Genomic DNA, 13,810 nt, shown 5'->3' with positions numbered 1-13,810 from the left:
TTTAATGCGGTATCCGCGCACCAGGCGGCAAGCGCAATAAGAAAGTTCGTCAGACCGTTAGCGGCGATACCAGGTTGCGCAGGGCGCGCACCACGCTGTATACGGTCAGGGCTGAGGTTTTCGGGTTTCCGGGCAAGGGCCTGCCGGTCATGGTCACGGCCATGGTTCCGAACGCGCCCTCTGCTTCGTAGTAGTGGATGTTCTGGTCAACCGACGGGTCGGCATACAGCTTGACCCGTGTTTGATCCAAGCCGACCCCGGCAAAAGACAGGGTCGCGGCAACGTTGGCGTTTTTGGGATACTGCCTGGCGGCCTCTCGTGCCGAGCCCTCAAAAAACAGTGCTGTTTCCTTGAGGTTGCGTAGATCAAGTTTGTCTTCGGCGGGCGAACCCAGCCACCCCAGGGGCGGTTTGCGTCCCACATAGGTAACCGAATCAAGCCCCGCCGCGCGCGCGGCCGCTAAAGCATCAATGCCGCCGATGGCCCCCGAAAGTAAATGCACCTGGACACCGCCCTGCCGCGCGGCATCTTCAAGCTGTTCGGCCATGCCCGGCGCCGACAAGGCGCCGATGGACACCACCATGCAGGGCACGCCCCGCCGCAAGGCCGGCAGCACGTGTGCCGCCAGGGCGCCATGCCCCGCGCATTCGACCATGAGGTCGGGCAGATCATCGCTCAGGCCGGACTCGACTTGAGGCTTGAGGCCCGGCGCGTGATCGGCAAACCACTGGCGCACAGCATCTTCTTTACCCGGCGAGACAATGACCTGCGCAATGCGCAAGGCCTCGTCGTTCTTTGTGAGGTCAATGACCGCTTTTCCGATGGCCCCAAAACCCACCAGGGCGATACGTTTAGGCGTAGTCGGCATCAAGACCCGGCTCCCACGGCTTCAGGCTCACTGACCGGAGGGCCCGCGAAGGCGGTCTTGAACTTGCCGATGGAAAGCATGTCGACCTCTATCATGAAAGGCCCTGTCTGAGCCTGGGCCTCTTGCAAGGCGGCGCTCATGCGGCTTAGATCGCTGACGCGTACGTGCGGCAGACCGATGGACGCCGACAAGGCAGCATAATCAGGAGTATGCAGATCGACGTAATGACGGCGTCCGCCATAGGCCGCATCCTGGATGTTCTTGATGACGCCATATCCCTTGTCGTTCATCAAGATGATGACCATGTCGGCTTCTTCCTGGACCGCCGTGGCCAGTTCGCCCAGGTTCAGTATGAAGCCGCCGTCGCCGGCAAGCGTATAGGTTTTCTTGCCCGAATGGGTCTGGGCGGCGCCGATGGCCGCCCCGATGCCCATGGCCAAGCCCTGTCCGATGCCGCCACCCAGCGCGTGCACGCCGGCCTTGGGGTCGAACAGGTAAAGAAAGCGATTGCCCCAGGTGCTGTTGGACACGGTAACGTCGCGCACCCAGTTGAAGTTGCTGCCGGCGGCCTTTTGCAAAGCATCGACCAGCGCGGCGTAAGGCCCCAGGCCATCGACCAGCCCTGCGACGGCCGCCTTGCGCGCGGCAGCCAGGTCATCCAGAAAAGCGGGATCGGTCTTGAGGCGTCCTTCGAGCCGATCAGCCAGGCCGTGCAGCACCAGCGCGGCGTCGCCCTGCACGAAGTCATCGCTTTCGTAGCAACGTCCCTCGGCGGCCGGGTCGACGTCGGTTCGATAAAGGGGCGATGGCAATTTAAGTTCGTATTTGAGCGTTTCATTACCGCGCAGGCGGGAGCCCACCACCAGCATGGCGTCGCAGGTCTGGTAAAACGCTTCGACCGGAGCGTGCAAATTGAAGGCGCCCAAGGTCTGCGGATGAACTTCGGGCACGATTCCCCGGCCCTGTGTACTGGTCACGATGCCAAAGCCCAGTTGCATCAGACGCTCAACCGCCGCGCTGGCGCCTCGGGCGCCACCGCCCAGCCACAGCAGCGGCCGCTTGGTGTCGGCCAGTTTGTCGGCAAGGCGGTCAAGTGCTTGAACACTGGGCTGGAACACGGGAACCTGAAGCGGCTTGAGGTTCTCGGGCATTGGAATCAGCGCCTGCTGGATGTCAATGGGAATCTCGACGCTTACCGGCCCGGCAGGCGCGGTCAGCGCCGCTTGCACCGCCTGCTTCACAGTGGCCAGTGCAGTCTCGGCGTCGCGCACGCGGAATGCCGCCTTGGACACGGCATGCAGCATCGTAAGCTGGTCAGGCGCTTCATGGATGTACGAGAAGCCCCGGTCGAGATACTGGGTTTCGATCTGGCCGGTGATATGCAATAGCGGCGTGCCTGCCGTCAAGGCTTCGACCATGGCGCCGGCGGCATTGCCCGCCGCCGTGCCGGTGCTTGTCAGGCAGACGCCCAGCTCACCTGTGCTGCGCGCATAGGCATCGGCCATGTTGGCGCCGCCCGCCTCGCCGCGCGAAGGGATGAAACGCACCACCCCACGTTCACCGAAGGCATCGAGGATGGGCATGTTGTGAATTGAAATTACACCGAATGCGGTTTTGACTCCGCACTCTTCCAGGAAGGCGGCAACGGCCGCCCCCACCGTAACGAGTTTATTGCTAGACATGACGGGCTACTCCTCCGGAAACATCAATATGGCTTCCGGTCGTGTAGGACGACAACGGAGTAGCCAGAAAAATAATGGCGCGTGCGGCTTCGTCGGGTCGACCCAGCCGTCCGAGTTGAATGTTCTTGCGTTCGGCCAGCGCCTGCGACCATTGCTCCCAGGTCTGGGAACTGTCTGCTCGCTCTTCGTAGCGGCGACGCCATTGGCCGGAGTCGACCAAGCCCAGCAAAATCCCATTGACGCGCACGCCCTTGGGGCTGAATTCTGTGGCCAATGAACGCACCAGGTTCATGACGCCGGCCCGGGCCGCCGAAGTGGCGACCATATGTGGTTCGGGCTGCGCCGCCAGCAGCGAATTGACACATACGATGGCGGCGTCTTTGTTTTGTTCCAACTGGGGTAAAAATGCGCGGGTTGGATGAATGACAGAAAAGAACTTCAGCTTAAGCTCGTTCTCCCAACCGGCGTCATCAGTTTCTGCAAACGTGGACACACGCCCTTGCCCCGCATTGTTGATCAGCATGGCGGCGTCGCCCAGTTCGTCTTGCACGGCCTGGGCGAAATGCGCCACTTGCCCTGATTGCAGCACGTCGCAAGTGCGCGCCAAGATACGGCGGCTTGGGAATTCTCTTCCGAGCAAAGCACCGACTTCATCCAGGCGCTGGCGATCTCGTCCGCACAGGGCGACGTCGGCGCCGAACTCGAGCAGCAGCTTGACGGTCGCCAGGCCAATGCCCGACGTGCCGCCTGTCACCACCGCCACTTTTCCTTGAAGGTCTATCATTGTTTCCTCTCGTTCTGAATCGTCGATACGTCGGTGCCGGGCACGATGTGGTCCAGCAACTGCGACAATTCCAGCGCCGCGCCGCATGCCGCGGCCGATAATTCGTCCAGGTCGAGTTTTTCGATGTGGGCGCTGGGCAGAGTGACGCCGATCGCGCTGATCACCGCCCCTGCACGCCCAAGGACCGGCACGGCCAGCGTCGCGATGGACTCTTCGTAATAGCCCGGCTCAAACAGATAATCGCGCTCTTTGTCGGCCTGAATCTGCTTGAACAGATCGGCCACCGTGGCAGGGGTTTTATCCGTGGCCCGATGCAGTTGTTCTTCCGGGTACAGGTCGTGCAATTGGCTGTAGCTTAGATCGCGCAGCAGCACGCGGCCGAAAAGGGTCGAATGCGCGGGCAGGCGGGTGCCCACGTAAACCATGTTGGCAAAAGGGGACGGCACGGCCGAGCGCCCCACGTAAACGATGGAACGACCGTCGCGCACCACCAGGTTGCATGAATAGCCCACCTTGTCGCGCAGCCGATCAAGTATGGGACGCCCCAATTCGGTCAGGTCTTTGGACGCGAGGCACTCGAAACCCAGGCGCAGCACCCCCAGCCCCAGGCTGTAATCTCGTCCGCCGGCGTCGCGCTCGACAAAGCCCAGCGACTCAAGCGTGGACAACAGCCGGAATACGGTGGAACGCGGAATATCAAGGCGTCGCGCCAATTCTGGCGCCGACAGCACGGAGTCGTTGCGATTGAATTCTCCGAGTATGCGCAGGCCCCGTTCCAGGCCCGGCACGATGTATTTTTCGGCCGCTCCCATTTTCAGTACTTCGCTCATGTTGTCTTTCCTGGCGCGTCGAATGTCGCCAACGCGTCGAGTATTATTGTTGCCACTTCGGCGGGCCGCTCGACATAGCAGGCATGCCCGGCGCCCGGAATCAGCGCAAAGGCAAAGCCATGCCGTTGCGCATACCCGGCCGACTGTTCGGGTGTCGTGACGATATCGTGCTCGCCGCAATACACCAATGTTCTGTCCGCCGGCGGCGCGTAACGATCGATGTCGTCGCCGCATAGCAGTTCAACCGCCTGGGCGTAGCCCCGGGGATGCAGCCGCAAAGCGTTGCGGCGCACCGTTTCACGCTCCGCCTCGCCGGCCTGGGCGGTAAGCAGGCGATCGGGCAGCTTGCCCGCCATGCCTTCGATGCCCAGTTCTTTCAGCGCGGCCAAGCGCCTGCCGCGTACCTGGGCGGCCTGGGCGGCGCGGGCGCCCTGGTAGCCCAGCGCGGGGCTCATCAGCACGAAACCCGCGGCTCGATGAGCAGCCAGGCCGCTATATGCGGACGCCATCAAGGCGCCCAGGGAATGGCCCACCAGCAGGCACCGTTCGATGTCAAGGGCCTCGAGCAGCGCATGGATGCGGGCCGCGTATTCCGGCGCGGTCGGCGCCGGCTCGGCCAGCGCCGTCGAAACCCCATAGCCTGGGGCGTCCCACGCAATGACGCGCGCATGCCCGCCCAGCGCTGCGGCGCACTCAGACCAGGAACCCGAGCCCGAGCTGATGCCGTGAAGCAGCACGATGGCGTGCGGCCCCGAGCCACGCTCCCGGTAGCCCAGCACTCCGTCCGGGGTGTGGACGGTGCGCTCGGTGAAGTCGGAAGCGGCGGGATCGGAACCCGGCGCGAGACGTTGCATAGTGCCGCCGGCCATGTCTTAACGCTTGATCTTGGCCAAAGGATGCTCGGGCGGATATGTTGGGATTTCGGGCTTCTTGGCGCCCAGCATCACACACATGATCGCGTCTTCGTCGGTAAGGTTGGTCGAGCCCCGATACACGCCGGGCGGAATCGACACCAGGTCGCGCTCGGTCATGACGGTTTCGTAGCGCTCGCCGTCTTTTTCGAGGAAAAGCATAAGCTTGCCGCGAATCAGAAAGAACACCTCTTCGACATCGTAGTGGATATGCATGGGCGCTTCGCCGCGCCCGGGAATCACCATCGTCGAGAACGTGAAATGCTCGGAAGGCACCGTGTTGTTGTCGCTGGAGACGCCGGTGGCGCCGGTTCCGATGTAGCGCATCTGGGCGCGACGATATTTGGGATCGAAATCGGCCTGGAATTTCAGGGCGTCCCAGTCGTACTGGCGAGTGGAATAACGCGCGATGCGGCCTTCCATCCACTTTTCAAAGCTTTCGCCTTCGGCTTGATCCCAGCTTCGCTTTTGTTCGGCCACTGCTTGTTCGCTCATAGCTATCACCTTTATATCAATGCATGACAAAGCCGCCATTGACGGCCAACACTTGGCCGGTCACGAATCGCGACAGACCGGACAATAAAAACACGACGGCGCCGCTGACGTCGTCGGGCAACTGCGCGCGTTGCAGCGCGCGCTGGTTTTCGTAAAGATCGTGGCGCTCGCGCGGAACGTACGCGGTGGCTTCGACCAGGGTCAGGCCCGGCGCGACCGCATTGACGGTAACGCCGTCGGCGCCCAGTTCACGCGCCATCGAGCGGGTCATGGACATGATGGCGCCCTTGCTGGCGACATAGGCCAGCAGGTTGGGAGCGCCCCACATCGGCGTGTCGGAGGCCAGGTTGACGATGCTTGCGTCTTGCGATTTTCGCAGGGCGGGCAGGCAGGCCCGCGACATAAGCCAGGTGCCGCGCACATTGATGCGCATCACGTCGTCCCAGACATCGACGTCGATCTGCTCTAGATTCTTGCCGCCTGAATGCGTCATGGCGGCGTTGTTGACCAGGCCGTCCAGGCCGCCAAGCGCCTCGGCCGCAACGGTCGCACAGCGCTCGATGGCGGCGGGGTCGTTCAGGTCGAGCGCGACCGCATGCGCCTCGTGGCCCTGCTCGCGCAATTGGCGCGCGGCCTGCTCGGCCTGCTCGGCCAGGATGTCGGCCAGTACGACCGAGCCGCCGCCCTGGACGATGCTGCGGGCGAACTCGAGGCCCAGCCCGCGCGCCGCGCCGGTTACCAGCACCTTTCTTCCGCGCAGCAGGCCTTGTGTTTCGGGACTTCGGGTATTGCTCATGCTTTCCCGCCTTAGACTGTTGTGACCGAGGCTTTGGGGATGTAGTGCAGGCAACGCCGTTCGAACCACACCACGGCGGCATATGCCACGATCCCGATGACGGTCAGGCCGATGATGGCCACGAACACGCCGGCGGTGTTGCCCTGCCCTTCGGCGTCGACCAGCAGGAAGCCCAGGCCCTTGTTGCCGCCGACCAGTTCACCCACTGTTACGCCGATTACGGCCAGGGTGGCGCCGATGCGCAGGCCCGAAAACAGCGAGGGCAAGGCCGAGGGAAACTCGACCAGGCGAAAGATCTGCCAACGGCTGGCATTTAGCGTGCGCACCAGATTGACCATGTCGGGGTCGACGGTGCGGATGGCCGACAGCACATTGACCATGATCGGGAAGAAGACGATCAGCAGCGCCACCAGAATCTTGGGATAGATGGTATAGCCCAGCCACATCACGAACAGGGGCGCGAAAGCCACCTTGGGCGCGATCTGCAAGGCCAGGATATAGGGCGAGAACACTGATTCGGTGGTGGGCGACAGGCCCAGCACCACACCGACGAACAGGCCCAGCAAGGCGCCCAGTATGAAACCCAGCACGACTTCGAGCGCGGTATAGCCAAAATGCTCGAGAAAGTTGCCCGTTTGCCACATATGCACCGACTCTTGCATGACGGTGGTGAACTTGGGCAGAATGAACTCGGGCATGCCCAGCCAGCCCGGCAGCCATTGCCAGGCGGCCAGGAAGATGATCAGGACGCTGATGCTGCCCCCGGCGGTCACTGTATGGCGTTTAGACAATTTGAACCCTCCGGCGCCGGTCGGCGATGCATTTTCTCGGGTCTGGCCGGCCGGGGCCGAAGCCCCGGCCGACACGCTGGCGGTTAGCGTGTTCGAATCCGAACTCATTGCGTATCCTCGATGAATTGATTCGTGTACAGGTCATCAAGCGGAGCAGCCTTGCTTACAATGCCCTGCGCCACGTAGAAATCTTGCACGGACGCCAGTCGTTCTGGGTCCATCTTGCCCGGCACTTCCTGGCCGGCGTACACATATTTGTTGTACAGGCGGAAAACCTCGCGCATTTCGTCCTCGCGGCCCTTGTGCGCGGGAACGGCTTCTATATAGGCCTCGAGCGCCGCTTCGGGGTCTTTCATGATCAGCACCATGCCCTTGAGCGTGGCGCGCACGATGCGCTGGATGAGCTCGGGGTTGTTCTTGATGAGATCGTCCGAGGCGATCATGGCCTGGGCCATGCTGTTGAAGCCCTTGGCCGGATCCATCAGGTGTACCTTGCCCCCGTTTTGGCGCACGGTGGCGACCCAGTCGGGCACGGCGGCCATGACATCGGCCTTGTTCGAGGCGAACAACTGCCATACGCCGGCGGGGCCCGCGGCCTGGATCTCGGCGTCGTCGCGCGTCAGGCCAACCTTTTGCATGGTGCCCAGCAACGAATAATAGGTGGTGTCGGTGTAGGCCATGGTGGTGATGGTCTTGCCCTTGAGCTGCTCGGGCTCGTCGATGGGCTTGTCTTCATGCGAGGCGATCAGGGTCAGCCCGCCCGCGCCCATCAGGGCGACAGCCTTGACGGGGATGCCGTTGGCGCGAACGATGATGGGCGTATCGCCGATGGCGCCGCCAATGGGAGCGTTGCCCGCGCCAACCTGCTTGGCCACGTCGACCCCGCCCTTGCCGGTAACGAACTGAACCTTCAGGCCCTCGTCTTCGAAGTAGCCTTGTTGCTCGGCGATGAGCCAGGGCGCAAAAGCGGGCAGGTTTTTGGGGGCCGGCAGCAAGTAGGTGATTTCTTCTAGCTTGTCGGCCGCCAGGGCGGGGGCCGCAGCCATCGAGACACATGCTCCGAGCATGGCGGCGATAAGTAGTTTCTTCATTATGTTCTCCTGAGTCTGGTGTTTTTTATGTGGTGGAATTGCCGTGAGGCTGGTACGACGGTACTTCGCGCATACGGGTTGGAATCAATGCACTGCGGCGTCTTCTTCCTTGCCGATTTTCAGTAGATCCATCAGTCGCCCCTGCAGGGGACCGATCTCGGGAAGCTTGCGTCGCTGCAGCGGGTTGTCGCGCAACGGCAGATCGACGGTGATTTCTTCGATGATGGAGCCCGGCCTTTCGCTCATGACCAGCAGCCGGTCGGACAAGGCGATGGCCTCGACCAGGTCGTGGGTGATGAACAGGGCGGTTTTGCCGTTTTCGGCCAGCGTCTGGGCCAGATCTTGCTGGAGGATCATTTTGGTCTGGGCGTCGAGCGCCGAAAAAGGCTCATCAAGCAGCATCACCTGCGGATCGACCGCCAGCGTGCGCGCCAACGCCGCGCGCTGGCGCATGCCGCCCGACAGCTGATGAGGGTAGTTTTTTTCGTAGCCCTTGAGATGGCATTTGCGCAGCAGCTCGTGAGAGATTTTGAGCCGCTCCGCCTTTGACACGCCCGCGATCTCAAGCCCCAGCGCCACGTTGTCTTCGATGGTGCGCCATTGCATGAGCAGATCTTTTTGCAGCATGAAGGCCACTTCGCGCACGGGCTTGGTGACCCGCTTGCCCGCCAGATAGACTTCGCCCGAGGTGGGGGAATACAGGCCGGAACCCATATTGAGCAAGGTGCTTTTGCCACAACCCGACGGGCCGATGATGGACACGACCTCGCCCTTGGCGATGGACAGCGAAATATCGGTGACGGCGGCGCGCAGTTCGCCGGTCTTGGGATCGGGGAAGGATTTGCCGACGTTTCTGAATTCGATTTCAACCATGAGGAACCGCTCCTTGGTTATGGGTGACGGGGCATCGTGCCAAGCCCCATCTGTTTTATATATGAACTAGCGTTTTGTTTGTTAAACAAACTTTAATTCCGTCCCCACTCATGTTGTATTAGGGATTTCCCTTTATTATTTGATTTATGGAGCGAAATACAGGGTTTCTACCAATAGTTCGACGGGTAGCTGTAGCCATAAACTTTTAATTAATAAAACGCTGTTTAATATATGGAACAAGTTGTGGTTTCATAAGGGTACGCCAAAGCATCGCAGAACGTATAGAAAACGGAGGTCAATAGAAATGTCCAATCTTTATCTGGTACCCCATCAGGCCCGCAAGCGGGAACCCACCGCTTACGAAAATCTGCTGGGCGATTCGCTGGAACGCGCTTACAGCTCCGACATAGACGAGCTCGAAGGCTTGGTCGTCTACCTGAACGACCACGGTCCCCAGCCCCAAGCGCCATCCCATCTCTGGACGGCCGACATGCTCGCTGCCGAACTCAAGCGCCTGGGCGACGACTGAACCCTCAAGGAAAGCCACCATGACCACAAACCCCACCGACGTCGAATTAGAAAAAGTCCTGGCCAACGGCATACAAAACCGCTGGTACGCCATCTGCCCCTCTTCCTTCGTGGGCCAAACCCCGGTGTCCCTGCGCCGCCTCGGCCACAAGATCGTGCTGTGGCGCGACACCGACGGCACGCCCTACGCCCTCGAAGACCATTGCCCCCATCGCGGCGCACCGCTTTCGGCCGGCGTTCCACTGGGCAACCGCATCGCCTGCGGCTACCACGGCGTAGAGGTAAGCTGTAACGGCACCGTCATCTCGGTTCCCGGAAACCCCGGCTGCAAGCTCGAAGGCTCGCGCCCGACGCTGTCGTTTCACGTCCAGGACGCCCACGGCGCCCTCTTTCTGTATAACTCTCCGCGCAATGTCGACCAGCCGCCGCCGCTGACGCTGCCCGAAGAGCTAAGCTCCGACGAGTACGAAAAATTCCTGTGCTATCTCGAGTGGGATTGCGACTACCGCTATGTGCTGGACAACGTCATGGACCCCATGCACGGCACCTTCTTGCACAAGCAGTCGCACAGCATGGCGGCCGGAGCCCGTGCGGCCAAGTTCGAACTCAAGGACACCGAGCACGGTTTCTCATTCGAAAAAGCCGAGCAGCGCGACGTCAACTTCGACTGGACCGAGTTCGCCGACACCGGCATACACTGGGTACGCCTGGACATCCCCTACCCCAAAAGCGGCGGCCCCGGCGGCAGCTTCGGCATTGCGGCCTTTGCCACGCCCATGTACGACAACAAGGCGGCTGTGTTCTTCTGGCGCAACCGCAAGGTGTCGGGATGGCAGCGCGACTCGTGGCGCTTTCTGTACAAGAACCGCCTCGAAGCCCGTCATTGGGATGTGGTCGAGCAAGATCGCGTCATCCTCGAAGTCATGGAACTCGACGCCAACAAGCGCGAGCACCTGTACCAGCACGACGTCGCGGTAACCCGCTTGCGCCGCATGATGCGCCAGCTTGCCATAGAGCAGCTCACCGGCAACAACTGACACGCACAACCAGACGCCCGCCCGGCGGGCGGTGGCGTGCCGCCCTTCGGCGCCCGGGGCCGCCGCATCCTTGAACGCATGCGTTCCGGCGGCTCGACTATGACGCCGCCGGCCAATGCAGTATCATCCGGGCCTGTATGTCCAGGCCGCACACCCAAGGTCTGTCGAGACCCGGCGCAGGCAGCCTGCCGCCCTTTTGCAATCTCGACAGGCTCGCGTGTCGGCATTGAATAAAGGTCTGTTCATGTCCAGCAAAGACTCCGCCAAATACTCAGTGCCCGGCCTCGAAAGAGGCTTGAGGATACTAAGCGAGTTCACGCGCGAAAGCCCCGTATTGACCGCTCCCGAGCTTGCGCGCCGCCTCGACGTGCCGCGCACCACGATATTTCGCTTGCTGGTCACCCTCGAATCGCTCGGCTTCGTCGAACGGGCCGTCAACGGCCGCGAATACCAATTGGGCACGGCCGTGCTCAAGCTGGGGTTCGAATACCTGGCCTCGCTCACGCTTACCGAACTGGGCGGCCCCATCCTCGAGCGGCTTCGCGATGAACTGGACTATTCGGCGAACCTGGTCGTGCGCGACGGCCGCGACATCGTCTACGTGCAAAAAGCCGCGGCCGGCTCCATATTCACCAGTTCGGTGCACATTGGCACCCGGCTTCCCGCCCACGCCACCGTGTTGGGCCGCGTCCTGCTCAGCCACCACGGTTTCGAGGCGCTGCGCGCGCTCTACCCCGAAGATTCGCTACGGCCCTACGGGCCCAATACGCCGCCCACGCTCGAGGCGCTGTACGGTTTTTTGCAAGAAGACAAAAAACGCGGCCACATCATCGCCGAAGGTTTTTTCGAGCCCAATATCTCCACCGTCGCCGCGCCGGTGTTCAGCCAAGACGGCCTGGTGGCGGCGGCGCTGGGCGTCACCGTGCCCGAAGGAAAAATCCCCCAGACACAGCGGCAAGCCTTGGTGGACAATGTCGTGGCCGCCGCCGCCCACCTATCTGAATGCCTGGGCGGCGCTTCAGCCTCCCGCCACGCGGGTTAACTCGCGGGCCGCCCGCAATACGCTGTGCTGCATACGCTCTTGCAACCACGGGTCGGCATCGAACAAGGGCTGCGGCGCCACGACGCTTAGCGCAGCAGTGGGCCGGCCGCCCGGCCCACTGACCGCCGCCGCGCAAGCATTGATGCCCGCCTCGTAGCCCGAAAAACTCCAGGCGCATCCGCGGCGCCCGTCCTCTTCGAGCTGGCCGGCGAAGCCAGCAAAATTCATCCGCGCATCGGGGTTGCCGCCGGCGGCCCCCGGGGCCTGGGCGGCGACCCTGCCGCCATCCTCGTGGCCGCCCCCGCCTGGGGACGACTCTTCTTGCCAGGCCGCCCAAAGGCGCTTGAGCTCATCGCCGGGCAGCATGGCCAGCATGGCCCGTCCCGGCGCCGTCAGGAACGCCGGCACCCTGCTGCCGACACGGATATGGCTGACCAAGCCGCCCTCGGGCATTTCCCGGTGCACATAAACGACGTAATACCCTTCAAGAACCACCATGTACGCCGATACCGCCAAGTCGCCGGAAAGCTGCTCGACCGCGCGCCGCCCCGCATCCAGTTGGCCCACCGAGCCCAAGGCCGAAGCCGACAGCGTCAACAAACCCATGCCGACGCGATGCCCCCCCTGGGGCAGGCGCTCGATCAGGCCCTCGTGCTCCAAGGTGGCCAGCAGGCGCATCACGGTAACCCGATTGACGTCGATCGACCGGCCCACCTCGCTAAGGTTGGTGGTGTTGCCGCCTTCAGCGATATATCGCAACAAGCGCATGCCCCGGATGACCGGGCTCACCAAGCCCTTCGAAGCATCGTGTTCGGCTGCGGAAGGATCGGCGTCGGTGGGTTGTGAAGGAGTTTTTGCGTTGGGCATTACGGCTTTATCGGTGCGTTCCAGGCGTCGTAATCGTACACCCAGTCGGCGTTGCCACCCTCTTTAAGCCAGGTATTGCCACGGGAAGCGATCTGGATGCGGCTGGTGCGCTCAAGGCGGGCATCCTGGTAAGCCGTCCAGGCTTGCTGCAGCGACTGGAATGCAGGCTCGGCGATGCAGCGCGCCAATACTATTGCATCTTCGACAGCTTGACCGGCGCCCTGGGCCATGAAAGGCATCATGGGATGTGCGGCGTCGCCCATCAATACCAGGTTGCCTTCGTGCCAGCGCGGCAACGGGTCGCGAATATATAAGGCCGATTTCAGCACCTCGGTGCAGGCATTGAGCCGTGCACGCGCGTCAATGTGAAAATCGGCATAGATATCTTGCAACTCGGCGACGTCTCCGGGTGCGGTCCAGGACTCGAGCGTCCATTCGGGCTGCGGCGTGGTGGCAAAGATGAAGATGTCTTTGCCTTGGTTAAGCGGAAACGAAACAATCTGAACCTCTGGCTGATTGCCCCACCATTTAGTGAAGCAATCAAGATCGACACAGCCCTGAAGCCGTTCTGCCGGCACGACCGCGCGATACGCAACCACCCCGGTGAACTGCGGCTGCTCGGGCCCCAGCATGGCGGTTCGTACCACTGAATGAATGCCGTCGGCTCCAATTAGCGCATCAACCGTTTCACTGCTGCCGTCGGCGAAATCCACATTCACCCGGCCGTCGGCCTGGTCAATACGCACCGCCTTCTTGCCCAGCTTGATGGATTCGGCAGGCACGGCGCGCTCAAGCGCGGTCAACAGATCGGCGCGATGCATCGTAAGCTGCGGCGCGCCGTATTTTTCTTCCGCTGCGCTGGACATCGCCAACCGCGAGGTCTCTTCGCCGGTATAGCCATCGCGACTGATACGAAACGCCGGCCGCGCCGCAGTATCACGCAAGGCCTCGCCCACACCCAGGCCATCCAGCGCCCGCACGGCGTTGGGGGTGAGGTTGATGTCTGCGCCGACACGCGCAAACTGCGGCGCCTGCTCGAAAACCACAACACGCTGCCCGAGCTTGCGCAAGGCGATCGCCGCGGCCAAGCCGCCTATGCCACCGCCACAAATGCCAATAAGAGGAGTGTTCATTGCCCTATTCCCTTGGTTTGTCTATTGTCTTACAAGTGCTATGTTCAATTATAAACGTTATGTTTATATTTGAACATAACAA

At 62.0% G+C, this 13,810-nt stretch carries 15 protein-coding genes; 3 read left to right on the top strand and 12 right to left on the bottom strand.

Features of this window, described 5'->3' with window-relative positions; all coding sequences use genetic code 11:
- Nucleotides 1-49: 49 nt before the first annotated feature.
- The 10 genes from ACIY1O_RS01020 to ACIY1O_RS00975 all read right to left on the bottom strand — a co-directional run bounded on the left by ACIY1O_RS01020 (nucleotide 50) and on the right by ACIY1O_RS00975 (nucleotide 9,121).
- Nucleotides 50-868, bottom strand: coding sequence for an aspartate dehydrogenase (locus ACIY1O_RS01020; protein ID WP_397473199.1), 819 nt, complete (start codon nucleotides 866-868; stop codon nucleotides 50-52).
- On the bottom strand, nucleotides 868-2,550 hold the full coding sequence (locus tag ACIY1O_RS01015; RefSeq protein WP_397473198.1) for a thiamine pyrophosphate-binding protein: 1,683 nt from the start codon (nucleotides 2,548-2,550) through the stop codon (nucleotides 868-870). The genes ACIY1O_RS01020 and ACIY1O_RS01015 overlap by 1 nt, the downstream gene beginning before the upstream one ends.
- The gene (locus ACIY1O_RS01010) at nucleotides 2,543-3,334 is read right to left on the bottom strand and encodes an SDR family oxidoreductase (protein ID WP_397473197.1); all 792 of its coding nucleotides are present in this window, start codon (nucleotides 3,332-3,334) and stop codon (nucleotides 2,543-2,545) included. The genes ACIY1O_RS01015 and ACIY1O_RS01010 overlap by 8 nt, the downstream gene beginning before the upstream one ends.
- Nucleotides 3,331-4,164 carry an IclR family transcriptional regulator gene (locus ACIY1O_RS01005; RefSeq protein WP_397473196.1) on the bottom strand — a complete coding sequence of 278 codons (834 nt, stop codon included), beginning with the start codon at nucleotides 4,162-4,164 and terminating at the stop codon, nucleotides 3,331-3,333. The genes ACIY1O_RS01010 and ACIY1O_RS01005 overlap by 4 nt, the downstream gene beginning before the upstream one ends.
- A complete protein-coding gene (locus ACIY1O_RS01000) occupies nucleotides 4,161-5,018 on the bottom strand; it encodes an alpha/beta fold hydrolase (RefSeq protein ID WP_397473195.1) in 858 nt (285 codons plus the stop codon). The genes ACIY1O_RS01005 and ACIY1O_RS01000 overlap by 4 nt, the downstream gene beginning before the upstream one ends.
- 18 nt (nucleotides 5,019-5,036) lie before the next feature.
- Nucleotides 5,037-5,570 (bottom strand): cupin domain-containing protein, encoded by a 534-nt coding sequence (locus tag ACIY1O_RS00995; RefSeq protein WP_397473194.1) that lies wholly within the window; start codon nucleotides 5,568-5,570, stop codon nucleotides 5,037-5,039.
- 16 nt (nucleotides 5,571-5,586) lie between these two features.
- On the bottom strand, nucleotides 5,587-6,366 hold the full coding sequence (locus tag ACIY1O_RS00990) for an SDR family oxidoreductase (protein WP_397473193.1): 780 nt from the start codon (nucleotides 6,364-6,366) through the stop codon (nucleotides 5,587-5,589).
- An 11-nt stretch (nucleotides 6,367-6,377) separates the two neighbouring features.
- Nucleotides 6,378-7,265, bottom strand: coding sequence for an ABC transporter permease (locus ACIY1O_RS00985; RefSeq protein ID WP_397473192.1), 888 nt, complete (start codon nucleotides 7,263-7,265; stop codon nucleotides 6,378-6,380).
- Entirely contained in the window at nucleotides 7,262-8,248 is a 987-nt protein-coding gene (locus ACIY1O_RS00980) for an ABC transporter substrate-binding protein (RefSeq protein WP_397473191.1), read from the bottom strand. The genes ACIY1O_RS00985 and ACIY1O_RS00980 overlap by 4 nt, the downstream gene beginning before the upstream one ends.
- 84 nt (nucleotides 8,249-8,332) lie before the next feature.
- Nucleotides 8,333-9,121 carry an ABC transporter ATP-binding protein gene (locus ACIY1O_RS00975; RefSeq protein WP_397473190.1) on the bottom strand — a complete coding sequence of 263 codons (789 nt, stop codon included), beginning with the start codon at nucleotides 9,119-9,121 and terminating at the stop codon, nucleotides 8,333-8,335.
- Between the two features lie 304 nt (nucleotides 9,122-9,425).
- Between ACIY1O_RS00975 and ACIY1O_RS00970 the strand changes: the two genes are divergently transcribed.
- The 3 genes from ACIY1O_RS00970 (at nucleotide 9,426) to ACIY1O_RS00960 (ending at nucleotide 11,728) form a co-directional block, all read left to right on the top strand.
- Nucleotides 9,426-9,650: a recombinase-like helix-turn-helix domain-containing protein gene (locus tag ACIY1O_RS00970; protein ID WP_397473189.1), complete on the top strand. Its 225-nt coding sequence runs from the start codon at nucleotides 9,426-9,428 to the stop codon at nucleotides 9,648-9,650.
- A 19-nt stretch (nucleotides 9,651-9,669) separates the two neighbouring features.
- Nucleotides 9,670-10,686, top strand: a complete 1,017-nt coding sequence (locus ACIY1O_RS00965; protein ID WP_397473188.1) for a Rieske 2Fe-2S domain-containing protein — start codon at nucleotides 9,670-9,672, stop codon at nucleotides 10,684-10,686.
- A 244-nt stretch (nucleotides 10,687-10,930) separates the two neighbouring features.
- Entirely contained in the window at nucleotides 10,931-11,728 is a 798-nt protein-coding gene (locus tag ACIY1O_RS00960) for an IclR family transcriptional regulator (RefSeq protein WP_397473187.1), read from the top strand.
- On the opposite strand, the gene ACIY1O_RS00955 is transcribed toward ACIY1O_RS00960, so the two are convergent.
- Nucleotides 11,705-12,595: an IclR family transcriptional regulator gene (locus tag ACIY1O_RS00955; protein WP_397473186.1), complete on the bottom strand. Its 891-nt coding sequence runs from the start codon at nucleotides 12,593-12,595 to the stop codon at nucleotides 11,705-11,707. The genes ACIY1O_RS00960 and ACIY1O_RS00955 overlap by 24 nt on opposite strands.
- Complete coding sequence (locus tag ACIY1O_RS00950; protein WP_397473185.1) at nucleotides 12,595-13,728, bottom strand: FAD-dependent monooxygenase; 1,134 nt, start codon at nucleotides 13,726-13,728, stop codon at nucleotides 12,595-12,597. Before ACIY1O_RS00950 ends, ACIY1O_RS00955 begins: the two co-directional genes overlap by 1 nt.
- Nucleotides 13,729-13,810 lie beyond the last annotated feature (82 nt).

Origin of the sequence: Pusillimonas sp., assembly GCF_044464525.1 — a bacterium.
Taxonomy (GTDB): Bacteria; Pseudomonadota; Gammaproteobacteria; order Burkholderiales; family Burkholderiaceae_B; genus Pusillimonas.
The sequence above is the reverse complement of the archived record's forward strand: the minus strand, read 5'-3'. Positions and strand labels throughout refer to the sequence as shown.